The organism is Mesorhizobium sp. P2_F5, assembly GCF_056403715.1.
The window spans coordinates 319,568-344,161 of the sequence record NZ_JBFUEY010000002.1 but is presented as its reverse complement, the minus strand read 5'-3'; the positions used below and the strand labels follow the sequence as shown (position 1 = coordinate 344,161).

Here is a 24,594-nt window from a genome sequence, read left to right as displayed (position 1 = left end):
GCGCCTCGCTGCCTGGGCGCGTTCCTTGATCAACCTGCCAGGAGATGTGAGCACGGATCTCATCATCATCTAGCGACCGCGCCAATAGCTGGCGCTTCAGCACTCCGCTGCTTGTCCGCTCGCCGGACGATATCTCTTTCCTCCGCCTTTTGCTGGGCAGGCCTAAACGCCGTTGGGGAACCGTTTGACAACCATATCGGCTTGTGCTCAAATACCAAAGACTAGAACTTAGTTCTGGTTTTCGGAAAAATAAGGCGAACTGGGAGGAAGACATGAAGGGGAATTTGTTTCGAACCGCGCTGGCGGCACTTGCGGCAGCCTTGATGAGCTCGAGCGCCCTTGCAGACGATGCCGCGCCTATCAAGATCGGATTTGCAATCGCGCAGTCGGGTTGGATGGCCAACTACGACGTGGGACCGTTCAAGGCAGCGGTCCTCAAGATTGAAGAGATCAACAAGGCCGGTGGCCTGCTTGGGCGGCAGATCGAATACAAAGTCATAGACACCAAGACCGATCAGACGTTGGCCGCCACGGCAGGTAATGCACTGGTGGATTGGGGCGCCGACATGATGATCGTGCCGACTGACTATGACTATGGTTCGCCGGCCGCGCTGGCAGCCCAAACGGCTGGCCTGATTGCCATTTCACCCGGCGCCGGCGACCCCAAGATGGGTGTGCAGGGTGTCGGGCCGCTTGTGTTTACCGCGCATACCTCCGCCCAGACGCAGGGCATCGTCATGGCGGAATATGGCCATAGGAAGATGGGGCTCAAGTCGGCCTATGTTCTTGAAGATGTCTCAATCGAATACAGCAAGTCAGCTTGCGCGGGCTTCAATGCTGCCTGGAGTGCCGAAGGCGGAACTGTCGCTGGCACCGACAGCTTCAAGAACGATGATCCCTCCATCGCGTCCCAGATCACGCGCATAAAGGGCTTGGCAACGCCCCCCGATGCGATCTTTCTGTGCACCTATACACCGGGCGGCGGCTCAGCCGTCCGCCAGATTCGGGCGGCCGGGATCGACGCACCGATCCTGTCCGTCACAGGCATGACCGACAACTACTGGCTCGGTGCTGTGCCTGACCTCAAGGACTTCTACATCCCCGCGATCATGTCACTTTATGGCGATGACCCGCGACCCGAAATCAACGAGTTCCTGAAGGCATACAAGGCGCGTTGGAATGAGGATCTGACCTCGTCCTTCGCCGTCCTTGGCTATAGCTCGATCGAACAGTGGGCGCATGCGGTCGAGGAAGCCAAGACCACGGATTCCCAGGCTGTCGTCAATGTCATGAACCACTATCACGACCAGCCGTTCACGGCTGGCCTTACCTCCTATACCGACCAGCTCCACATTCAGGTCGATCGTCCGCAACTTATGATGAAGGTCGAAAACGGCTCCTTCCACGCGCTGGAAATGTTCCGGAACGAGTTTGTTCCGGACATGAAGCTGCTGTTCAGGGTCGGCCAGTAGTTTCTGTCCGACCTGCTGAATTCGCTTGCGGAAGCCAAATCGCAGGCGGCAGTCTTTGAGGGCAGCAAAAGAGCGCTGCCCTCAGGGATCCGACGAAACGGACATCACAATGGAAAAGCTTCCCCACCAAACTCTCGAGGCCAAGGACATACATGTCGTCTTTGGCGGTTTGCGAGCGCTGAACGGTGTCAATCTGACGCTTTCGCGCGGCGCCATCTTGGGTTTGATCGGGCCTAACGGGGCCGGCAAGACCACAATGGTCAATGTGCTGAGCGGATTCCAGCGGCCCAACCAAGGCCGGGTGAGCTTGGATGGAGTCGATGTCTCGACACTGAGCCCGCGAAAGATTGCGCAGGCGGGAATTGGTCGCAGTTTTCAATCTGCTCGCCTGTTTAGGGACATGACGGTGGGAGAAAATCTCACAGTGGCGGGTCTTGGCATAGGCCTGTCAAAAGCGGCGGCCACCGAGCAGGCCCGGGACATACTCGACTGGATCAGCTACCGCAACGGCTATGATCGCCGTTGCGAATCGCTGCCCTACAGTGACGAACGACGCATAAGCATCGCCCGGGCGCTTGCGCTTCAGCCTTCTTTCGCGCTGCTCGATGAGCCGGCCTCCGGCATGAATGACCGTGAGTGCGAGCAGCTCATGGAGATTATTGTCAACATACCAAGGCGATTTGGCTGCGGTGTCATGCTGATTGAGCACAACATGCAGGTCATCATGGGCGTTTGCGAACGAATTCATGTGCTTGATGGTGGCAAGAGCCTTGCTGAAGGTACCCCTGAACACGTCAAGAAGGACCCCGCCGTGCTCCGAGCCTATCTAGGTGACAAGGCCAGAGCCAACGCGGTGATATAAGGTTTGCAATGGCTAACTTCTTTCAAGTCCTGATCGATGCCGTAGCGCTGGGCAGCCTCTATGCGCTTGTGGCGCTGTCCATCGGACTCGTCTTCGGCGTGATGCGCCTTATCAATTTTGCGCAGGCCGATTATGTCACCATAGGTGCCTATTCGCTGGTCGTGCCGACCGCCTCCATTACACCGTCGCTGCTGTTCGGCGCGCTGCCAACCGGACTGATGATTGCAGCGGTGGTGATCACGGTGACCCTATTGGCGCTGCTCACGGAGCGCATCGCATTTCGACCATTGCGCAACTCCAATCCGACGACCCTTCTGATCGCTTCCTTTGCGGTGAGCTACTTCCTCCAAAGCCTCGTCATGTTGCTCCACGGTGGCCGCCCGAAGGCGGTCAGCATCGGTGGGAGTCTGACAAGGGCGGTGGAGTTTGCTGGAATTCGGATTCCGGGCGTTCAGCTTCTTACGATGGGCGTAGCGATCACGCTGCTGCTAGCGCTGGTGTTTTTCCTCAAGCGGACCCCGATTGGCATCCAATTGCGCGCCGCAGCCGAGGACTTTCAGATGGCCAGACTTCTGGGCGTTCCGGCCAATCGCGTCATTGCCATAGCTTTCTCGATCAGCGGATTGTTGGGCGGCGCAATCTCGCTCCTTTTTGTGATCCAGACCGGAACGCTGGATATCAGGATGGGCATGATGCCCGTGGTTTACGGGTTTTTTGCCACCGTCATCGGAGGCATGGGATCGCTACCTGGCGCCGTCCTTGGGGGTTTCATCGTCGGGATCGTCAGTGTCCTGCTGCAGACTTACCTGCCGGTTGACTTGCGCGCATTCCGGGATGCGGGCGTCTTCGGATTGGTGATCCTCATACTGCTTGTCCGGCCCCAAGGCCTTATCGTGACGAGCGCGGCGAAGGAAAGAGTGTGATGAGACACCTCCGCTTCTGGTTTCCGGTCCTTGCTCTTTCAGTTCCACTGCTGCTGCTCGTGTTTTTGTCCGGCCAGTTCGCGTCCGCTGGCGTGCAGCGTCTTGTTACAGAGGCTCTGATCCGTCTTGTGTTCGCGGTCGGACTTTACATCTTTGTCGGCAATTCCGGAGTGGTTTCTTTCGGTCACATGGCATTCGCGGCCATCGCCGCCTATGCCACTGCTTGGCAAACCTGCTGTCAGATGTTGAAGCCGATTACCATGTCGGGACTGCCGGCCTTCCTGCGCGACAATACCTTCCCACTGCTTCCGGCGGCCATGACCTCGGTTGCGCTCGCCGGCCTCGTGGCTTTCCTGTCGGGTCTAATCCTGATGCGGCTGTCCGCTCTTGGGGCGTCGATCTCCTCGCTGGCTCTCTTGTTTATTTTGAATGTCGTTTATTCCAATTGGGAAAGCGTCACCATGGGGACGTCGACGATCGTCGGCTTGCCGATCTATGCTAAGCCTTGGATTGTCCTCGGCTGCGCTATCGCGGCGATCGTTATTGCCTATCTGTTCCAGGTGTCGCGCTGGGGTCTAGCGCTTCGGGCTACTCGCGAGGACGAGGTGGCGGCGGCCGCATGCGGCATCTCACTTTATTGGACACGGCTTTTTGCCTTTACGGTCTCTGGTCTCGTCGCCGGCATGGGCGGCGTTTTGCTGGCCCATTTCATGGGGACGGTTTCGATCACCTCTTTTTACCTCGGTCTGACCTTCCTGATCGTGGCCATGTTGGTTGTCGGCGGAATGCGCAGCCTGGCTGGAGCAGTCGTTGGCGTCACCGTTATCAGCCTCGTCATAGATATCCTGCGTCGCGCCGAGGCCGGCCTCTCGGTTGGATCAATGCAGCTCTCATTGCCGCCTGGAACCCAGGAACTGATCCTGGCCGGGATCATGCTGCTCATCCTCATCTTCCGCAAGGACGGGATCATGGGAGGGCGTGAATTCCAGTGGCGCACACTGCCTGACCGAGCCATTCCCCAGGGCGAGAGCAGTATCGGTAACCAACGGCCCCAACGAAGCGGGTTCGTCTCGCTGGACGAGCCTACAGTCAAGCGAAGCTAAGTCGCGCCCCAACAAGGGCCAAGCGTTCACATCAGCTCGATGCCTTCGGCATTTGGCAAACCGTTCATCTGCCCTGGGCAGGTGCAGCAAACTCGTTACAAGGAGGCGCAATTGAAAACCATTCCCGAAAAGGGTGTCGCCAGAGACGTGGTGATGCAGGAACTCAAGCAAATGAAGTCGCTTGACTTCGATTGGCGGGCCGGCCGCGTGCCATCCTATACTTATTTCCTTGATGACGAAGCCCTGGACGTCCAGCGCGAAGCCTATGGCGTGTATATCGCCGAAAATGGCCTTGGAGCTGGGCGCGCCTTCAAAAGCCTCGAAGTGATGACCAACGATATCAAGTCGATGGCAAAGTCGCTGTTTAATGCGCCCCAAGGTGCTGGAGCGTCGTTCACGTCAGGTGGGACCGAAAGCGTTTTCATGGCGGTAAAGACCGCCCGCGATCTCGCACGGCATAAGCGAGGCGAGCCGCAAGGACGCTACAACATAGTGGCATGTGTGACTGCTCATCCTTGTCTCAACAAGGCGGGTGAGCTTCTTGGCATTGACGTCATCCGCACGCCGCACAGCAAGGAGTTCAGGGCGGATCCCTCGTTGATGCGGGGGGCCATCGACGACCGAACCATCATGCTGTTCGCGTCGGCGCCCAACTATCCCTTTGGTACCTTTGATCCGATCGGCGAGATAGGGAAGCTCGCACAGCAATCAGGTCTTCGGCTTCACGTCGACGGTTGCTGGGGAGGCTTTCTGTCGCCATTTGCCGAGCGGCTCGGCTATCCGATACCTGCGTGGGACTTCAGGGTACCCGGCGTGTCGAGCCTCTCTGCCGACCTCCATAAATTCGGCTATGCGGCCAAGGGTGCCAGCCTGGTTTTGTACAGGTCAGCCGAAGATCAGGATTATGAAGCATTTTCTTTCAGCGGATGGCCGCGGGGGACCTATTCCACACCCACATTTCTCGGGACCAGGGCAGGCGGTGCCATAGCATCGGCATGGGCCGTGATGCACTACCTCGGCATGGAAGGCTATCTAAGGGCGGCGAAACTCACCATGGAGGCTACGGCGCAGCTCATCGCTGGACTGAACAGTATTCCCGACGTCGAATGCTTGTCGCCCAACGGAGAGAGCAATCTGATCTCGTTTGTATCGCTTGATCGGGGGCTTGACATCTACGCCGTCGCCGATCGTCTGGAGGAGCGCGGCTGGTTGCGTGGTCGCATGCGCGATCCCAAGGCCATCCAGCAGGGGGTCAACCCGGCTCATTTGGCCACTGTCCCACAGTACCTGTCCGCCGTCCGGGAAGCCATTGATCACGTACGCCGTAATGCGGGTGCACCCGTCGCTTACGATGAGCACAGCTATTGAACACCGCCAAGGACCCGGCAGATCCAGCAGAGCATCCCCTCTTAGGGGAGCTCCGTGCCGCACTTGGACAAAACGCGGTCAAGTCTGGCGCTGATGATATGGCCCCGTATGTTGCCGACTGGCGCGGGCGCTATCGCGGAGCGGCTGTGTGCGTCGTTGAGCCCTGCAGTGTGCAAGGCGTGTCGGCCGCGGTCCGTCTGGTCGCAAGTCACGGCGGCAGGATCGTGCCTCAGGGGGGCAACACCGGATTGGTCGGAGGTGCCGTACCGAGCTCTGAACGTGCGGCATTTGAGGTTGTGTTGTCCTTGCGACGATTGAACCGCGTCCTTGATGTCGACGCGCTGGACAACGTCCTCGTCGTTGAAGCTGGTGTCATCCTCAAGAACGCACAGCAAGCGGCGCGCGATGCCGGGCGGCTTTTTCCGATCAGTCTTGCCGCGGAAGGCAGCGCGCAAATTGGTGGGGTCGTATCGACCAACGCCGGGGGCATCAATGTCCTGCGTTACGGCAATACGCGCGACCTCGTGCTGGGCCTGGAGGTCGTATTGGCCGACGGCTCGATCTGGAACGGCCTGAAGCGACTGCGAAAAGACAATACGGGCTACGATCTCAAACAACTCTTCATCGGTGCGGAAGGGACACTTGGCATCATCACGGCCGCAGCCTTCAGGCTGTACCCGCTCTCGCAAGCGCAGACCACAGGCTTCTTGGCCGTGCCAAGCCCGCATGCTGCAATCCAACTGCTGCGTCACCTTCAATCTGAGCTGGGAGACTGTCTTTGCGCGTTCGAGTTGATCGAACGCGCGTGTGTGGACCTTGTCTTGGAATCAAACCCGGCCACGCCAAGCCCGCTGAACTCGTCGTCGCCATGGTATGTCCTTGCTGAAATTTCGACACCGATGAAAGGTTTGGCGATCGGGACAATGGTCGAAGAAAGTTTGGCAACAGCTTTTGAACTGGGCCTTGTTACCGACGCCACCCTTGCTCAAAACGAAAATCAGCGCGCCATGCTCTGGCGCATTCGCGAAGAGATCAGCGAAGCTGAGCGGCGAAATGGCCCGAGTGTAAAACACGATATATCGGTGCCAGTTTCACGCATACCTGATTTCCTGGCCGAAGCCCCGGCAATGGTCTTGGCCGTGGCCTGCGGTTCGAGAACACTTGCGTTCGGTCATGTCGGCGATGGCAATATCCATTTCAACGTTCTGGCGCCTGAGGAAGCAAGCGAGGCCATCAGCGCCGTCGTTTACGATCTTGCAATCAAGCTCGGCGGCTCGATCAGCGCCGAGCATGGGATAGGTCTGTCAAAAGTCGGGCTTCTTCCCCGCTACAAGGATGGACTGTCCTTGTCTCTAATGCGTGCCATTCGCGCCGCGCTCGATCCAGCTTGCATCTTCAACCCCGGAAAGCTGTTGGCGAATGGAGGCAAAAGAAGCGGATGAACCGGGAGGCTGAACGCCATCGAAACGGGCGGCATCCATAGGGTTTGGTCCGATATTGCCAAAGTCACTTTTGTTTCGAAGTCGCCCTGAGAGACAAGAGGGGGACAAGCGAATTTGCCATGTCATTCAGAATGCCAAGAATCGTTTCCAATTCTTCATGGATCCTTCTCGTGATGGGCCCCGTGACGCCCACCGAATAAATGACTCCATCCACAGGTATCTTTATGGGAACCGCGACGGCAGACATGCCCTCATGGATGCATTCGATGCACTTTGAATATCCAAGGCTCTTTGCTTCCACGAGTTCTTGCTTGACCGCTTCCGGGTCAGTGCCGGTGTTTCGGGTGAATGCTTCAAGCGGCTGGGATAGCGCAGCATCAATCAGCGCGGGATCTTGATATGCAAGGATAATCTTGGCGCTGGCTGCAGCGTGTGCTGGAAGTTCCTGGCCAGGAATGACATAGCTTCGCCAACGAGGATCACCGGCTGCCGAAGCCACCACAAACATGCGATGGCCTGCCAATCTTGCTAGATAGAACGAGCCGTCTGGAAGCCTCGAGGTAGCCTGAATCAATGTTGGAAGGACTGCGGCTTCGATCCAGTCGGATTGGCCCGCAGCGTGCAACAAGCGAGTAAGGCGCTTGCCCAAAGACAAGGTTCGTTCCTTGTTATCTCCTCCTTCTACGAGCCCCGATCGGGCCAGCACCCTTAGAAGCCGGTGCGCCGTCGATTTAGGCAACTGCAGGGCTTGCGCGATTCCCGTTAGTGTGAGCTCGCCCGGAAAGGCTGCAATCAACTCCAGTAGCGAGACGTACCGTTCCAGCGGGCCCGCAGCTGAGTCAGTTTCATCTTGCATCTTGGTCAGTTTCCTACTGACGTCCGAAAATCGGGACGTCGTTCAACAACTCGGTATTTTTCAAGATATAGCTTTCTTGGCTGGCGGGCACAACCTGATAGCCGGATATGCCGTGGTCCACGACGCATAGGTCCGAGGCAAGCTGATGGATTACCGCTTGTTGGCCAACGATTTGACAAATTCACCGGGTCGTGACAATTTTGAAAAACAAGAACTAAGTACCGCTTTTCGGGACGAGATACTTTCGGGCGGTATGCTGCCGAACAGAACGGCGAGCGCTATGATGTGCCTGACCAAACAGCCAAAGCCGCCGCGACCGCGGGCTGCAGAAGCCAAGCGTGGTTTGATTTAGGGAGATTGTATATGCTGGATATTAGGCAGGTCTTCGCCGGGTACGGCCGCCTTGCAGCCTTGAAGGGGATCGACCTTTCAGTCCAGCAGGGCGAGGTTGTATTCGTTGTCGGCCCGAACGGCGCGGGCAAATCCACATTGTTGAAAACGATTGCCGGCCTCATGTCTCCAACGTCGGGGGAAATCATTTTTCAAAATGCGCTGATCAACGGGAAGGCCCCCGAACAGCTATGTCGAGCCGGCATGGCATTGATCCCCGAAGGCCGACACATCTTCAAGACTCTCACAGTTGAGGAGAACCTTGCGGTTGGCGCAATGATCCGAAGAAAATCGAATGCTCGAGATCTAGATCTTGAACAGGTGCTGGATGCTTTTCCGGTTCTGCGTGACCGGTTCAAGGGAATAGCGGGTCATCTATCTGGTGGTGAGCAGCAACAGCTTGCCATCGCTCGAGCAATCCTGCAGCGGCCCGCGCTGCTGATGATCGATGAGCCTTCGCTGGGCTTGGCGCCATTGGTTATCGACCAGGTTTATGAGAGCCTGCGCAAGCTCAATTCCAACGGCCTAACGCTGCTCATCGTTGAACAGTCAACGGGCCGCATCATGGAATTGGCTTCCCGTATCTACGTTTTCCGCAACGGGCACGTCGTTCTTGAGGGGACGCCTGACAAGTTGTCCGACGGTGAAGCTGTTGAGGCAGCATATTTCGGCTTTACCGACGAAGCCGCGGCATAAGGCGGACCCACGCGAGCGCCTTCGTGCGAGCTATATGATCGGCTAGGTCGCCAACTCGTTATACTCGCGACTATGTCTCGGGCGGGCGTCAAACGCTTCGTCGCCCGCTTTTTCCAACGTTTTAATAGCTGCCACATCTAATTCCAAAGGCGTTCAATTGGACTGGCAGGCCCGCACGGCGGGTCATCGATTGACAGCTGGTCAAGCTCGTGAAATGGTACTGTAAAACGGATCCTAGTTCTGTTTTTCGGTACTTACCGGCGATATGAAAGAGTTAGTGTCTTGGCCAAATCTGTGATCTTGACGTGTGCGGTGACGGGTGGCGACGACGTTGCCGGTAGATACCCGCAGGTGCCAATCACGCCCAAGCAGATTGCAGATGCCGCCATTGAGGCAGCCAAGGCCGGAGCCGCGATCGCTCACATACATGTGCGCGATCCTGAAACTGGCAAGGCGAGCATGGAGCAAGATCTTTATCGGGAGGTGGTGGAACGAATTCGAGAATCCGATACCGACTTGGTCATCAACCTCACCACAGGTCCTGGCGGGCGATTTGTCCCAAAGCTCGATGAGAGAAACGGCTTTGACGATGGGTCGAATGTTCGGCCCCCTGTCGAACGGGTTCGTCACGTAGTGGCCTTGAAGCCAGAAATCTGTAGCCTGGATATGGGCTCCCTGAATTTCGGTCGTGGTGCGCTCATCAATACGCCGAGCCAGATCGAGATAATTGCGGCGGGAATTCGGGATGCCGGCGTCAAACCGGAGCTTGAGATCTTCGAACCCGGCCATCTCGCGCTGGCATTGAAGATGATAGCCGACAAAGTGGTGCCCGAGGACGCCTTCTTTCAATTCGCAATGGGCATACCATGGGGCGCGCCGGCCACAGCCCAGATGCTCTCATACTTCCTCGGAGCTATGCCGCATGGTGTGCAATGGTCGGCTTTCGGGGTCGGCCGACATGAATTCTCGATGGTTGCGCAAGCACATCTCATGGGCGGTCATGTGAGGGTCGGCCTGGAAGATAACTTCTACCTGGAGAAGGGTATCGAAGCGACATCCAATACACAGCTGGTCGAGAAGGCCGCCACAATAATCAGGATTTTAGGCGGAGAACTCGCCACCCCCGCAGAAGCAAGAAGCCAGCTCGGCGTGAAACGGAACGACTAACGGCCAAGCTCGAGACCTGTCGACATCGACGGTGTCGAATTCTTGATGAGGATTGCTGTTCATGCCTTGGAGGGCAAGCCAAGTGGTTAGGACATCGGGTCCTTCGATATAGCCGTTTCGACAGGCAGTTCGCACCGGCAGCGCTTTGTGTCTCAATACTCGGCTTTTGGCCACTGCGCAAACTAGCCATTCCCCAGCCACCCCGCCTGTTCTTGCAGGCAGCGGCGCAATTTCCACCGAAGACTTCAAATTCTGCCACGACTGAGTCGAAACAGGCCCGGCTTGAAACCTCTCATTGACAAATTCCCACAGTTCTGATTTCATATCATTTATTAGAACTAAGTTCTATTTTTCGGAAAAAAGTTCCTGCTAGGTGAGCTGTCATGAGCATAAGCGTTGGTGTGGACGTCGGCGGCACGTTCACGGATTTCTTCCTGATAGACTCCAAGACCTCGACCTTTCGCACAGCCAAAGTGCCGACCACAGTCGACGATCGCTCGCGGGGCTTCCTGGCGGGGCTGGAAGGGCTCGATGTGCGGCCCGAAGCAATCGATTGGCTTATTCATGGGACTACCGCGGGCACTAACGCGGTTCTTGAGCGAAAGGGCGCTCGGTGCGGGTTGATTACGACTCAGGGTTTCCGCGACGTTCTGGAGATCGGCCGAAGGACCAGGCCGAACGCCTATGGCCTTTCAGGTACATTCGAGCCGCTCATAGAACGCGATCTGCGTCTGGAGGTCGCTGAGCGGATGGATGCAAAAGGCAACGTCATCACTGCGTTGGACGAAGAAGCGGTTCGCGCCACCGCCAGCCGCTTGCTGGAGATGGGCGCTGAAGCCGTCGTCGTGATGTTCCTGCACTCTTATGTCAACGAACAACACGAAGCTCGCGCGGCCGAAATCTTGCGTGGGATGTGGCCGAATGAGTATGTTGTTGCCAGTCACGAAGTCATGCGCGAGATGCGGGAATTCGAGCGCGCAAGCACGGCGGCGATACATGCATCAATTGGCCCGGTGGTGAGCCGTTATATTGGCGACGTCGCGGCCCAGTTGAAACAGCGGGGATTCAAGAAGGAGTTGCTCGTCATGCAGGCCAATGGCGGCATGATGGCGTCCTCGCTAGTCAGTCGCCACGCCGTACAGACGGTCATGTCGGGACCCGCCGCCGGTGTTCTGGCTGCTGCTGCCATCGCAAGGCACGCTTCCATCGATAATCTCATCACCGGCGACATGGGTGGCACAAGTTTCGACGTCGCGATCGTTGCAAATGGGGAACCGATAGTCTCCGCGGAGAAGGATCTCGCATACTCCGTGCCAATTCGTATTCCCATGATTGACATCCATACCGTTGGGGCTGGCGGCGGAAGCATCGCCCGCCTGGACAAAGCGGGCATGATACGTGTGGGGCCGGAAAGCGCGGCTTCCTTCCCCGGGCCAATCGGTTTTGGGCGCGGTGGCACCGAGCCAACTATCACCGACGCCAATTTCCTGCTTGGACGGCTCAATCCTCACGCAATTACCGGCTCGTCAAAGAATGCTCCGCTCGACCGGATTGCCTCGATCCTTGAAGAAAGAATCGGCCGATCACTTGGATTTGATGGATATGAGGCAGCTGCGGCGGTCCTTGAAGTAGCCAACGCCGAGCTCGCGGGGGCGATCCGACTGGTATTGATCGAGAAGGGGCATGATCCCAGGGATTTCGCGTTGATGCCATTTGGTGGCGCTGGGCCCTTGCATGCCGTCGCAATCGCGCGCGAATTAAACATTCCTCGCGTTCTGGTGCCGCGCTATCCTGGCCTGAATTCTGCCCTGGGATGCGTTCTCGCTGACGTTCGTCACGACTTTGTCCAGACCGTCAACGAAGTGCTTTCCGACATCGACCCCGCTACGATTGAACGAATCCTGCATGCCCAGGAGCAGGCCGGCCGGGATTTGCTGGCGCAAGAGAAGGTGAGCGTCACCCGGGTCGAAATCGTGCACGAGTTCGACTTGCTTTTCCGTGGCCAATCGCATGCGCTGCGTGTCACGATGCCGGGATCCAGCTTCGACCGGGAGGCTTTGCACGAAACCTTCGTGGCCAAGTACAAGGCCCGCTATGACCTGTCCCTTCCAGAAATGCGCCCCATGCTGGTGAATGTGCGCACATCGATTACGGGCGTTCGCGAGCCTATCGATTTGCAAATCTTCAAGCCGCAGCCCGGGACGGTCAAAGACGCGGTGACCGGTTCGCGGGATGTGTATTTCGATGGAATGTGGCTGAAAACTCCGACCTATGTCCGGGATAAGCTGCCTGAAGGCGCCGTCATCGAAGGTCCTGCGATCGTAGAGCAGCCAGACAGCACACTCGTCCTGAACCCCGGGTCTACCGGCCACGTCGACAGTATCGGCAACATTCTCGTCTACGTGTAAGCCAAAGCCACTCCGCTTGAGGAAAATGAGATGTCTGAAGCAGCCCTCCGTCAAATGAACTCCTCCGGGCCGGTCAATGTCGATCCGGTTACGCTTACAGTTGTCGAGAAGGGGCTTCAGCAGGTCTGCACGGAAATGGACCTCGTCCATGAGAAGACGTCATTTTCACCCATTATCTCCGAAGCTTACGACCGAGCCAACGGCATCTATCACCGTCAGGACGGGCGGATGATAGCCCAGGGCGAACTTGGGCTTCCGATCTTTCTCGGCCAACTGGCAGTCACAACGAACGCTGTGATCAAAATGCGAGATGATCTCGAAGACGGAGACATCGTCGTTGTGAACGATCCATATTTAGGCGGTTCACATCTCATGGATGTGCGGATGGTGCGTCCATTTTTTTACAAGGGACGTTTGTGGGCTTACCTGTCCAATGTTGGACATTGGCGAGATACCGGTGGCGTTGTCCCGGGAGGGTTCACGACCAGATCGACTGAAATCCACCAGGAAGGACTGCGCATCCCGCCGGTGAAGCTTGTGAAGAAAGGCGCGATAGAAAACGACATTCTCCAGTTCATCCTTGCCAACATTCGCGTTCCCTCGGAGTCGCTTGGCGACGTAAAGGCCCAGATTGCGGCGCTCGGAGCGGGTGCGAGGCGCCTGACTGCCTTGCTCGACCGATATGGCGAGGAAACTGTCGACAGCGCGATCGCCGAGCTTGAGCTCCGCTCGGAACGGCTCATGCGGTCGCATATTGAAACCATTCCCGACGGAACATACGCAGGCGTAGCATTTGTAGATAGCGACGGGGTCGTTAACGAGCCACTCGAAATTCGCGCAAGCGTTAAGGTCGCTGGCTCTGACATTCATGTCGATTTTGAGGGTTCAAGCCAGCCTTGTGAGGGGCCGATGAACACGGTGTGGGCGACGACGCTCAGCGCTGTCTACATCGCGCTGAAACACATCTTTCCGGATGTGCCAATGAATGCGGGATGCTTTCGCCCAATCAGGGTCAGTGAGCCACACGGAACGTTCCTCTATGCGGAATATCCCAGGCCGACCGCCGGATCAGCCGCCGAGGTTTCCCAGCGCATCATCGAAACGATACTGCTCGCACTTGCTCCCGCTATCCCTGACAAGATCTTTGCGGCACCTGCTGGAACGAGCGGCAATCTCAGCCTCGGCGGCATCGATCCAGACACTGGGGAACAGTACGTGATGTATAATTTCTCTGGTGGCGGCTACGGAGGATGGTGGGCCGGCGACGGCATAAGCAATGGATGCGCCACGATCGGCATTTCGAAGAGCCAGCCGGTTGAGGTGCTCGAGCTTCGACATCCGGTTCTTTTCGAACACTATTCGCTTCGCGAAGGATCGGCTGGCCAAGGAAAATACAGAGGCGGCCTTGGTGTAAGCTACCGTATGAAGCTGCTGCGCGGGACCGGCACCGCATCATTCCTCATGGACCATGGAAGACAAGGTCCCCCAGGCACCCTTGGGGGACAGGCAGGTGCTCCTAACAAGATCGTCATCTCGCGCGGTGGAACGATCGAAGTCCCTGAGCATCTTTCCAAGGGCGAGGGTTACGTATTGCGACCTGGAGACTGGATCGACGTGAACACTCCCGGTGGAGGAGGCTACGGAAACCCCTCCGATCGGGATCCAGTTCGACTCGAGCGGGACAAACGAAATGGCTACTAGGCTGGCAGGTGCCCGTTCTTCTGTCGGCTAGCCAGGTGCCCCCGGTCAACGGCGCTGTCTGCTGTTGCTAATGCAAACGTGACGCCTTAGCGGAGCGTTCGATCACTGTTTTAACGAGACCCACATGCGTTCCAACGATAGTCCCAAAGGACAACTTCAAGAGGCCATCCAGCGCCTACGGCGCGACTTTGCGGCAAGGAACCCTCGTAGCAGAAGCGCAGCGCTGGCGGCGCAGAGCGTCCTTCCAGGCGGCAATACGCGTTCTGTGCTTTTCTATGAGCCATTTCCTCTAACGATGGTCACCGGCCAAGGGGCCGAAGTTACAGATATCGACGGGCACGCATACATTGATTTTGTGGGCGAATTCTCCGCTGGACTGTATGGACACTCGGATCCGTTGATCCGCGAGGCAATTGTCGAGGCATTGAATGGCGGCATCGTCCTGGCCGCACCCAACGGATATGAAGTTAAGCTCGCACAGGCGATAAAGGAACGATTTGCAAGCCTGGAGCTCCTGCGCTTCTGCAATTCTGGAACTGAAGCAAACATCCTTGCCATCGTCACTGCGCGACATTTCACACAAAGACGCAAAGTGATGGTCTTTGATGGCGCTTATCATGGCGGGGTTCTCGTCTTCGCCAATGGTGGAAGCCCTATCAACTTGCCCTTTGATTTTGTCGTTGCGCCGTATAACGATTCCGAAGCAGCATCCCTCCTGATACGGCAAAACGCGAAGGAACTGGCGGCCGTGATCGTCGAGCCGATACTTGGCGCTGCCGGCAACATCCCCGGCCGGCGCGAATTCCTTCAGCTATTGCGCAGCGAGACGGAGGCCGCCGGCTCCCTGCTGATCTTTGACGAGGTCAAGACGTCACGCTGCGGTGCGGGCGGCATGCAAGGACAGGTGGCGGTCCGGCCAGACTTGACGACGCTTGGGAAGTACATTGGCGGAGGGCTGCCAACTGGCATATTCGGCGGGCGTGCCGACATCATGGAGGCCTACAATCCTTATAGGGCCGACGCCCTGCGCCATGCCGGTACTTTCAACAACAATGTTTGCACGATGGCGGCCGGCCTTGTCGGATTGACGAAAGTCTTTACGCCAGAGCGTGCAGACTCCTTCCACCAGGAAAGTGAAGCATTGCGCCAAGGGCTACAGGCCCAGGTGGATAGCCGCGGGATACCGCTACAGTTTTGTGGCCATGGATCCCTGTTTACGATGCACCTTGGCCGGAAAGAGCTGCAAAGGGCTGAACAGGTCACCTCTCTCAGTCGCCAGGTAGGCCAGCTGTTTCACATTTATGGTCTGCTCAATGGCGTGGCCATCGCCGGCCGCGGAGACTTCTACCAATCGCTTCCAATGACCAATGTGCATCGCAAACAAGCAATGGAGGTGGTCGCGGCGTTCGTTTCGGAGTTCGGAGACCTGATTGCTGATGTGGCTGATGAAAACGACCAGATCGCATAGGGAGGAGTGAAATGGATCAGGCCTTGGCGAAACAGGTCTTCGACACCGCCCTTAACGAGCACAGGCCCGAATTCGGTGCGTTTTTCCTGGTGCGTCTCCTAGACCTGGACATCTCATATTCTGATGGAACGTGCGTGATCAGCTTTCCTATCCGTGATTTCCTCTTCAATCCGCAAGGTACGCTGCACGGCGGTGCGATTGCGATCGTCATGGACATTTCCATGGGACATCTCCTTCGAGAGAGCTACGGGAGTGCCGGCGCGACGCTAGAAATGAAGCTGCAATACTTGCGGCCATTGAAGGCAGGGACAGCCAGATGCATCGCCAAATTCTTGCAGCGCGGTAAGAGCATTGCGTTTCTTGAGTCGAAGCTCACGGATGCCAATGGCAATCTGGCGGTGGTCGCGACATCGACTTGGAAGTGCAATTCAGCTCCAAGTCCGGCAACAGTGGACGTGTCGCGCTGACACAGACGCCTGTTCGGACTTTCCGCAGGTTCACCGGGCCGCAGCCAAATCTGTGAAACGACCTGTCACTCTGGTCGCACGAGATCGCTCCTGACAGTAGGAGGTCACTTGTGCGAATTGCAGTCGTTGGGAAGTTTGACTTCTCTATGCAAGAGAATTCGTGTCGGACACTCTGTCGAGCTGTGCGATCCCAACCCAAGCATTCCGGCCCTTGGTTTTGCGGATGAAACCGGCGCTCTTTCGCGAGGCGTTTATACGCACTCATGTCATACATGCGACCCGACGCATGAAGGAAGTCGAGGAAACCGAGCGACAATTGCGAAATGCATTGCCAGTCGATGTCCTGCCAGGAGTTGGGCAGCGATTTGCCCGCACTGCACGATACATTAGCAACAACCACATCGGCAATCCGAACCCGACTGCCGCGGGAGGCGCTTTCTTGGCTTTGTGCCAACGCTGAGGCTGGACGCGAATTCCAATCCCAGGACCGCGTTTTCTGACCGCTAACTTGTGCTGCTGCGCTGCGATAACCGGCAGCAGTCATGATTTTGCGCCTGGTTTAGTGGCGAAGCCGCGAGAGCCGAGCCTGCTGCCGGCTTAGTGTCGTCCGGTGAGTGGACGGATGGTGCATCCGGCTTCCCCTATCCCTGTCCAAGTCCACCCCGCTCTCATGTCCGGCTTTCCTGGTCCAGATCCTGACCTCCCACGATCAACCCGCATGGGGTTCGCTACGCAAGCGTGCGACCTCTGCGGCTTCGCCTTCGAGGTGACCGCGGCCAGGCCTGAACACGACGGTCGCCTGTCGAGCGGGGATGGACCCCGCCCAAGGACGGGAACCAACCGATGTCACACGATCTCACCCTTGCTCAGCACCACGCCTTCAATCTCGCGCAGACCTTGATGGTCCCGGTCACGCTCTTCCAGGTCGAGGGCGAGTTCGGCGTCATGGTGTCGAGCGAATATGACGGCGACGAGGGCACGGTACTCCACGAATACGATCCCTACGAGTACAGCCAGGCTCACTGAGCCGGGACCATTGCCTGCCACTTGCGCCCGACAGGGCGCAAGGGAGGCTTCGCCGCGGGCAGGCCCGGCAGATTTTCCGGGCTGTCAGTCGCGCCCTTGCCCCCTTCGGTCTTCGCGGCCGGGGGTTGGTCTCCTGGGTAAAGCGGGAGGACAATCCCGATCAAAAAAGAAGGACCGAGAGCCGCGACGCGGCACTCGATTTAGGTGACAACATGGAAAAGAGAGATATCGAGACCATGCGGGAGCGGGTTTCCTGTGCAGCCGTGCTTGAGCGTGGCGGTTGGAAGATCGACACGAGGGAAAGCACGCGCCGCGCCGTCAAATATCGGCGCGGCGACGGTGAGATCGTTATCGTAATCCATGAGGGGAAAGGATGGTTCGACCCACTGTCGGAAGCGAAGGGCGACGTGTTCTCACTCGTGATCCATCTCGACGGTGTGGGGTTCGCCAAGGCGCTCGATCAAGTCGGCGGCCTTGTGGGGTTTGTTCCTTCTGAACCTGAATGGGGGCGGTCATCGCGACCAAAAAGCCCACAACCACTCGAAACGCGTTGGACGCGCCGTCCACCGCCAAGGCCGGGCTCGCCCACCTGGCTGTATCTCGTTTCGGTGCGCCGCATCCCCCACTCCATCCTTATCGAGGCGAATCGCCAGAACCTGCTGCGGGAGGGACCCTGTGGCAGCATGTGGGCCGCGCATATGGACGCTTCCGGCGTGGTGATCGGCTGGGAACAGCGTGGCGTTGACTGGAGAGGGTTTGCGGCCGGCGGAGCCAAGGAGTTGTTCCGTCTCGGCGCCGAGAGTCCCGAACGGCTCTGTGTCACCGAGGCTGCGATCGATGCGATGAGCCTCGCTGCAGTTGAAGGTCCGCGGCGCGACACCCTCTATGTCAGCACCGGGGGTGGGTGGGCGCCGGCGGCTGATGCGGCGATCCGCGGCTTCGCCATGCGAGCGGGCCTCCTCCTCGTCGCGGCGACCGATGCCAATGCGCAGGGCGACGCCTACGGCAAACGCATCCGCCTTATCGCGGAGGAAGTCGGGGGTCGATTTGCGCGGCTGCGGCCGCGGACGGAGGACTGGAACAAGGAACTGGGCAGGATGAGAGATGAGAAAGGGTGAACGAAAAAAACTCCTGCCGCATGCCCGCCCGGCGCGTCAAGGGAGGGCTTCGCTCGGCTAGCGCCGACCCTTGACGCGCCGGTCCGGGATGCCGGCGGCGGGGAGGTGTGACGAGAAGGTTTGAGGTGATGGCGGGATCATGTGATCGGCCGCGCCTTAGCCGTCAAGGCAATAAGGAGCCGCCATGCACACCCCCACTTTATTCCTCAAGATATTCCAGGGCGCGGCAACGCGTCAGGAGATGTTCAGCCTGTTCGATCGTCATGCGCAGGCACCCATGGACGAGGATCGCGTGTCCGGCCGGCTTCACGTCGGTGAGTGGTTCGAGATCGGTGAGCCAGAACACGAGTACATGCTGAACATCCTGCCTCCGCTCTTTATGCGCGATGGCATGTTCGCAATGTCCGAGTTCCTTACAGACCGCATCACCAGCATCTTTGTCGCTCTCATCATCGACGGCAGGGAGCGCTGGTTCCACGGCTATTGCGATCTGGGCGATAAGGGATCGCCAGATCGACTGCGAGCGGCGATCATCGAACAAGAAAGCCGTCCCGTAAAGGCCATGACGCGCGAGGAACGCCTGGAGCACATCTGGAGCAGCACCCATCCGGACTATCGCGGCTACGCCGACCAATGCTGGCCGGTGGCGGTCCGCGGCAAGCGGACAATCCTCGTTTACGGGGGGCGTCAGGTCACCGAACTGAAGCTGCTTGAGCATCTCGACGAGAACGAGATCGCGGCAAAGCTGCCCGTGCAATTGCGGCATCTGCCCGAGCCGATCGCCGCCTGAGCGTCATCCCCATCACTGATCCTGCGAAAGCCCAGCCCCGAGCTGGGCTTTCGCATTTCCCGGCCGGCAATCCTCTCCGGCAAAACCTCGTCAAGCCGTCCGCTGCCCGCAGCGCCGCTGGCCATCCGGCAGCGGTCGCCGACGTGCGTCCACAGCCCAAGGAATACCTGCCATGTCCCATGATCCGTTCACTCTCGACCTGTTCGGAAACACTTGCCTGTCCTCTGGTCTTGACCTCGGCGAGACCGCTTTTCCAGCGCCGTTCGATGCCGACCCAGCTGTCGAAAGGCCGCAAGATCGACTCCCTGCCGCGTCTTGCGACCCCTCGCCATCGACGAGGCCCGCTTCCAAGGTCGACAAGGGCGAGAACTTCCGTCTCGTTGGCTCGCGCGGCCTGGCGCCGGGGTGGCGCGAGCGCGCCCGAGACAATGTCGCGGCGATCCGGCTCGCGGCCAGGATCGAGCAGGAACAGCGCCCCGCCACGCCCAGTGAGCAGGCGAAGCTGATCCGCTTCACCGGTTTCGGCGCGAGCGAACTCGCCAATGGTGTGTTCGGCCGGCCGGGCGAGGCCGGGTTTCGCAAGGGTTGGGAGGAGATCGGGGCGGAGCTGGAAGAGACAGTCGCCGGGGCAGACTACGCCTCGCTCGCCCGCTGCACCCAGTACGCCCATTTCACGCCGGAGTTCATCGTGCGCGCGATTTGGGTCGGCCTGCAGCGTCTTGGTTGGCGTGGTGGCCGTGTCTTGGAACCCGGCGTTGGTACGGGGCTGTTCCCCGCGGTGATGCCGCAGGACCTGCATGCTGCCAGCCAAGTGACGGGGATCGAGATCGATCCGGTCACGGCGCGCATTGCCAAGTTGCTGCAGCCGAGGGCACGTATTCTCAATCAGGACTTCGCCCGAGCCTCGCTACCGGCACATTTCGATCTGGCCGTCGGCAATCCGCCGTTCTCGGACCGGACGGTCCGGAGCGATCCTGCCTTTCGGTCACTGTCTCTGCGCCTGCACGACTTCTTCATCGTCAAAGCCATTGATCGGCTAAAGCAGGGAGGGCTCGCCGCCTTCGTGACGTCGAGCGGTACGATGGACAAGGTCGATGCGCGGACCCGCGAGTCGATCGCTGGCATGGCCGATCTGATCGGCGCGATCCGCTTGCCAGAGGGCAGTTTCCGCGCTGATGCCGGAACGGACGTCGTGGTCGACATCCTGTTCTTCCGCAAGCGCCACGACAGCGAGGTCGCCGGTGACGATGCCTGGCTCAACCTGGCCGAGGTCCGGCCAAGGACGCAAGACGAGGGCGCGATCCGCGTCAATCGCTGGTTCTCCGATCACCCCGACATGGTGCTTGGCGAGCACGCGCTTGTCTCCGGTCCGCATGGCGAAACGTACAGCTGCGTTGCTCGTGCCGGGACGGATATCGACAGATCCCTTTCCGTTGCCGTCCTTTCCCTTCCGCAGGACGTCTATGACGGCGTGCCGGAAGAGATCAATCCCGATTTAGAGGATGGAGCGACCGAACCCGTCACGGTAGGCACGGCCGGCGAGGGGGCCCGGATCCGCGAGGGAACTTACTTCATCGGGAACAACACGTCGCTGATGCAGATGGTCGACGGCCAGGCCGTTGCCGTCAACGTCAAGAAGGGCAGGGCGACCGACGGTGTCTTTGCCAAGCGCGCACGCATCATCCGCAAGTTTATCCCGATCCGCGACGCCGTGCGGGAGGTCCTGAAGCTTCAGGAGCGTAACCAGCCGTGGAAGCCGGCGCAGGTCCGGTTGCGCATCGCATGGTCGAGCTTTGTGCGCGAGTTCGGTCCCATCAATTTCACGACCGTCTCGACGACCCAAGACGCGGAGACCGGCGAAGTCCGCGAGACGCATCGGCGGCCGAACCTCCAGGCCTTCCTCGACGACCCCGATTGCTGGCTGGTCGCCTCGATCGAGGACTATGATCTTGACACCAATACAGCCAAGCCCGGTCCGATCTTCAGCGAACGCGTGATCGCGCCGCCATCTGCGCCGGTCATCACGTGTGCCCTCGACGCGCTCGCCGTGGTGCTGAATGAGCGCGGCCATGTCGATCCCGATCATATCGCTGAGCTTTTGCACCGCGATGCCGGTGACGTCATCGATGAACTGGGCGACGCCATTTACCGCGATCCGGCGAACGGCGCCTGGCAGACCGCCGACGCCTATCTCTCCGGGGCGGTTCGCTCGAAGTTGGCGACGGCCGAGGCAGCAGCGGCGCTCGATCCGGCCTTCGCCCGCAATGTCGAGGCGCTGCGTCTGGTCCAGCCGGCCGACCTTCGACCGTCCGACATAACGGCACGGCTTGGCGCACCTTGGATTCCCGCCGCTGATATCGTCGTCTTCGTCAAGGAGACGATGGACGCCGACATCACAATCCATCACACGCCCGAACTCGCGTGCTGGACTGTGAACGCCCGCCAGCTTGAATGGAGCGCCGCCGGCACGACAGAGTGGGGCACGCACCGCCGCCATGCCGGGCAACTTCTTTCCGACGCACTCAATTCGTCGATCCCACAGATTTTCGACACGGTGAAGGAGGGAGATACCGAGCGCCGCATCCTCAACACCGTCGAGACGGAAGGCGCGAAAGAGAAGCTCGCCAAGATCAAGACGGCGTTCCAGTCCTGGGTCTGGTCGGATCCGGATCGCACCGACCGGTTGGCGCGGCTCTATAACGATACCTTCAACAACATAGTGCCCCGACACTTCAACGGCGACCATCTCCAGCTTCCAGGCGCCTCAGGCGCCTTTTCTCTTTATAGGCACCAGAAGCGGGCGATCTGGCGGATCATCGCGTCGGGGGCGACCTATGTTGCCCACGCCGTGGGCGCCGGCAAGACGCTCTCGATCGCGGCAGCGATCATGGAACAGCGTCGCCTCGGCCTGGTGAACAAGGTGATGCTCGTCGTGCCTGGCCATTGCCTGGCGCAGGCCGCGCGTGAGTTCCTGGCGCTTTATCCAAACGCCCGCATCCTCGTCGCGGATGAGACGAACTTCGTGAAGGAGAAGCGTCATCGCTTCCTGTCGCGGGCAGCACTTGCTGCCTGGGACGCGATCATCATCACGCACTCGGCGTTCAAGTTCATCCCGGTGCCGTCGGCCTTCGAGCACCAGATGATCCACGACGAACTGGAGGCATATGAGGATTTGCTGACCAAGGTCGATCGCGAGGACAAGCTGTCGCGCAAGCGCATCGAGCGCATGAAGGAAGGTCACCAGGCCCGGCTCGAGGCGCTTGGTTCGCGCAAGGACGATCTTCTGACGATTGCCGAAATCGGCATCGATCAGGTGATCGTCGACGAGGCGCAGGAGTTCCGCAAACTCTCCTTCGCGACCAACATGACCTCGCTGCGCGGCGTCGATCCGAACGGTTCGCAGCGCGCCTGGGACCTCTATGTGAAGTCCCGTTACATCGACGTGAAGAATCCGGGCCGGGCGCTCGTGCTCGCCTCCGGGACGCCGATCACCAACACGCTCGGCGAGATGTTCACCGTGCAGCGACTGATGGACCATGCCGCCCTTGCCGAGCGCGGCTTGCACGAGTTCGACGCCTGGGCCTCGACGTTCGGCGACACTTCGACCGAACTGGAGCTTCAGCCGTCCGGCAAATACAAGCCGGTCACCCGCTTCGCGCAGTTCATCAACGTGCCCGAGCTGATCGCGATGTTTCGCTCCTTCGCCGACGTGGTGCAACCGGCCGATCTGCGGACCTATGTGAAGGTGCCGGAGGTAGTCGGCGGCAAGCGACAGATCATCACGGCCGAACCGACCGCAGCCTTTAAAGCTTACCAGAAGCAGCTCGACGCCCGCATCAAGGCCATCGAGGAGCGCGACGGCGCGGCCGAACCGGGTGACGATATTTTGCTTTCCGTCATCACCGACGGCCGGCACGCGGCAATCGATCTGCGCCTCGTCGACGCCGGCGTCGGCAATGAGGAGGCAAACAAGCTCAATGCCCTTGTCCAGAATACCTTCCGTATCTGGCAGGAAACAAGCGAGGCCACTTATCGCCGCAAGGACGGCATGCCCTTTGACAAACCGGGTGCTGGCCAGCTCGTCTTTTCCGATCTCGGCACGGTTTCCGTAGAGGCCTCGCGCGGCTTCTCCGCCTATCGCTGGATCAGGGACGAGCTTGTGCGAATGGGCGTTCCGGGCTCAGAGATCGCCTATATGCAGGATTTCAAAAAGTCCGAGGCCAAGCAGCGCCTCTTCAACGACTTCAATGCCGGCAAGGTGCGTGTCCTGATTGGATCGTCCGAGACGATGGGCACCGGCGTCAATGTTCAGGCGCGCCTCAAGGCGCTGCACCATCTCGACGTGCCGTGGCTGCCCTCACAGATCGAGCAGCGCGAGGGCCGTATCGTGCGTCAGGGCAACCAGCATGATGAGGTCGGCCTCTTCGCCTACGCCACTCTTGGCTCGCTCGACGCCACGATGTGGCAAAACAACGAGCGCAAGGCTCGCTTTATTGCGGCAGCACTGTCCGGCGACACCAGCGTTCGCCGCCTCGAAGATCTCGGCGAGGGCCAGGCGAACCAGTTCGCCATGGCGAAAGCGATCGCGTCGGGCGATCCACGCCTGATGCAGAAGGCAGGGCTTGAGGCCGAGATCGCGCGGCTCGACCGGCTGCGCGCCGCCCATGTCGACGATCAGCATGCCATTCGCCGCCAGATCCGCGACGCCGAACACGAGATCGACCTGTTGACACGGCGCATCGGTGAGATTGGTCAGGACATCGAGCGCCTGGTCCCGACACATGGGGATGATTTCCGCATGACCGTCGCCGGCGACGCCTTCGCCGAGCGCAAGTTCGCCGGCCGTGCCCTGATGAAGGAAATCCTGACGCTGGTGCAACTCCAGCATGACGGTGAACAGGATATCGCCTCGATCGGCGGCTTCGATCTGGCATTCGCTGGCGAACGCTCCGGCAGGGACAGCTTATACTATACCACCATGCTCAGGCTCACCGGCACGCAGCATGAGGTCGAGCTTCCCGTCACGACCACGCCGCTCGGCGCGATCGCCAGGCTCGAGCACGCGCTTTCGAATTTCGATGGCGAGCGGGACAATTATGCACGCCGGCTGGTGGATGCGCGCAGGCGGCTTGCCGCCTATCAGCCGCGCGTTGGCGAGGCTTTCGCCCTGGCGGCCGAACTCAAGCTCAAGCGCGAGCTGCTCGCCGAGATCGAGGCCGATCTTGCCGCCGACACTGAGAGTGGCGGGCAATTTACCGTGGCAAGGAAGGGGGAAGGGGAAGGCCAGATCGCAGCCTGAGAAAGAGGGAAACGAAACCTCCTCGCGACGCGATCGGC

18 protein-coding genes are annotated in these 24,594 nt (G+C 59.2%); 17 read left to right on the top strand and 1 reads right to left on the bottom strand.

Going from position 1 to position 24,594, the window contains the following annotated elements; translation table 11 throughout:
- The first annotated feature begins 272 nt into the window (after positions 1-272).
- The 6 genes from AC1DYO_RS03820 (at position 273) to AC1DYO_RS03795 (ending at position 7,170) form a co-directional block, all read left to right on the top strand.
- Positions 273-1,472 (top strand): ABC transporter substrate-binding protein, encoded by a 1,200-nt coding sequence (locus AC1DYO_RS03820; RefSeq protein WP_477260457.1) that lies wholly within the window; start codon positions 273-275, stop codon positions 1,470-1,472.
- 109 nt (positions 1,473-1,581) lie between these two features.
- Complete coding sequence (locus tag AC1DYO_RS03815) at positions 1,582-2,334, top strand: ABC transporter ATP-binding protein (protein WP_477260455.1); 753 nt, start codon at positions 1,582-1,584, stop codon at positions 2,332-2,334.
- An 8-nt stretch (positions 2,335-2,342) separates the two neighbouring features.
- Positions 2,343-3,257, top strand: coding sequence for a branched-chain amino acid ABC transporter permease (locus tag AC1DYO_RS03810; RefSeq protein ID WP_477260447.1), 915 nt, complete (start codon positions 2,343-2,345; stop codon positions 3,255-3,257).
- Positions 3,257-4,360 (top strand): branched-chain amino acid ABC transporter permease, encoded by a 1,104-nt coding sequence (locus AC1DYO_RS03805; RefSeq protein ID WP_477260445.1) that lies wholly within the window; start codon positions 3,257-3,259, stop codon positions 4,358-4,360. The genes AC1DYO_RS03810 and AC1DYO_RS03805 overlap by 1 nt, the downstream gene beginning before the upstream one ends.
- 111 nt (positions 4,361-4,471) lie before the next feature.
- Positions 4,472-5,728, top strand: a complete 1,257-nt coding sequence (locus AC1DYO_RS03800) for a pyridoxal phosphate-dependent decarboxylase family protein (RefSeq protein WP_477260444.1) — start codon at positions 4,472-4,474, stop codon at positions 5,726-5,728.
- Positions 5,725-7,170 carry an FAD-binding oxidoreductase gene (locus tag AC1DYO_RS03795; protein WP_477260442.1) on the top strand — a complete coding sequence of 482 codons (1,446 nt, stop codon included), beginning with the start codon at positions 5,725-5,727 and terminating at the stop codon, positions 7,168-7,170. Before AC1DYO_RS03800 ends, AC1DYO_RS03795 begins: the two co-directional genes overlap by 4 nt.
- A gap of 64 nt (positions 7,171-7,234) precedes the next feature.
- On the opposite strand, the gene AC1DYO_RS03790 is transcribed toward AC1DYO_RS03795, so the two are convergent.
- Positions 7,235-8,026 (bottom strand): IclR family transcriptional regulator, encoded by a 792-nt coding sequence (locus AC1DYO_RS03790; protein WP_477260440.1) that lies wholly within the window; start codon positions 8,024-8,026, stop codon positions 7,235-7,237.
- A 145-nt stretch (positions 8,027-8,171) separates the two neighbouring features.
- Between AC1DYO_RS03790 and AC1DYO_RS03785 the strand changes: the two genes are divergently transcribed.
- The 11 genes from AC1DYO_RS03785 (at position 8,172) to AC1DYO_RS03735 (ending at position 24,556) form a co-directional block, all read left to right on the top strand.
- Positions 8,172-8,378, top strand: a complete 207-nt coding sequence (locus AC1DYO_RS03785; protein WP_477260438.1) for a hypothetical protein — start codon at positions 8,172-8,174, stop codon at positions 8,376-8,378.
- 11 nt (positions 8,379-8,389) lie between these two features.
- Positions 8,390-9,112: an ABC transporter ATP-binding protein gene (locus AC1DYO_RS03780; protein WP_477260435.1), complete on the top strand. Its 723-nt coding sequence runs from the start codon at positions 8,390-8,392 to the stop codon at positions 9,110-9,112.
- A gap of 282 nt (positions 9,113-9,394) precedes the next feature.
- Positions 9,395-10,279, top strand: a complete 885-nt coding sequence (locus AC1DYO_RS03775; protein ID WP_477260431.1) for a beta-keto acid cleavage family enzyme — start codon at positions 9,395-9,397, stop codon at positions 10,277-10,279.
- Between the two features lie 383 nt (positions 10,280-10,662).
- Entirely contained in the window at positions 10,663-12,687 is a 2,025-nt protein-coding gene (locus tag AC1DYO_RS03770) for a hydantoinase/oxoprolinase family protein (RefSeq protein ID WP_477260429.1), read from the top strand.
- Between the two features lie 30 nt (positions 12,688-12,717).
- Entirely contained in the window at positions 12,718-14,388 is a 1,671-nt protein-coding gene (locus AC1DYO_RS03765; RefSeq protein ID WP_477260427.1) for a hydantoinase B/oxoprolinase family protein, read from the top strand.
- A gap of 124 nt (positions 14,389-14,512) precedes the next feature.
- Positions 14,513-15,856 (top strand): aspartate aminotransferase family protein, encoded by a 1,344-nt coding sequence (locus tag AC1DYO_RS03760; RefSeq protein WP_477260425.1) that lies wholly within the window; start codon positions 14,513-14,515, stop codon positions 15,854-15,856.
- An 11-nt stretch (positions 15,857-15,867) separates the two neighbouring features.
- Positions 15,868-16,323: a PaaI family thioesterase gene (locus AC1DYO_RS03755; RefSeq protein WP_477260423.1), complete on the top strand. Its 456-nt coding sequence runs from the start codon at positions 15,868-15,870 to the stop codon at positions 16,321-16,323.
- Positions 16,324-17,166: 843 nt separating this feature from the next.
- Positions 17,167-17,349, top strand: coding sequence for a hypothetical protein (locus AC1DYO_RS03750; RefSeq protein ID WP_477260421.1), 183 nt, complete (start codon positions 17,167-17,169; stop codon positions 17,347-17,349).
- Positions 17,350-17,561: 212 nt separating this feature from the next.
- The gene (locus AC1DYO_RS03745; protein WP_477260419.1) at positions 17,562-18,467 is read left to right on the top strand and encodes a DUF3991 domain-containing protein; all 906 of its coding nucleotides are present in this window, start codon (positions 17,562-17,564) and stop codon (positions 18,465-18,467) included.
- A gap of 184 nt (positions 18,468-18,651) precedes the next feature.
- Entirely contained in the window at positions 18,652-19,257 is a 606-nt protein-coding gene (locus AC1DYO_RS03740) for a DUF1419 domain-containing protein (protein WP_477260417.1), read from the top strand.
- A gap of 172 nt (positions 19,258-19,429) precedes the next feature.
- Positions 19,430-24,556, top strand: coding sequence for a helicase-related protein (locus AC1DYO_RS03735; protein WP_477260415.1), 5,127 nt, complete (start codon positions 19,430-19,432; stop codon positions 24,554-24,556).
- The last annotated feature ends 38 nt before the right edge of the window (positions 24,557-24,594 follow it).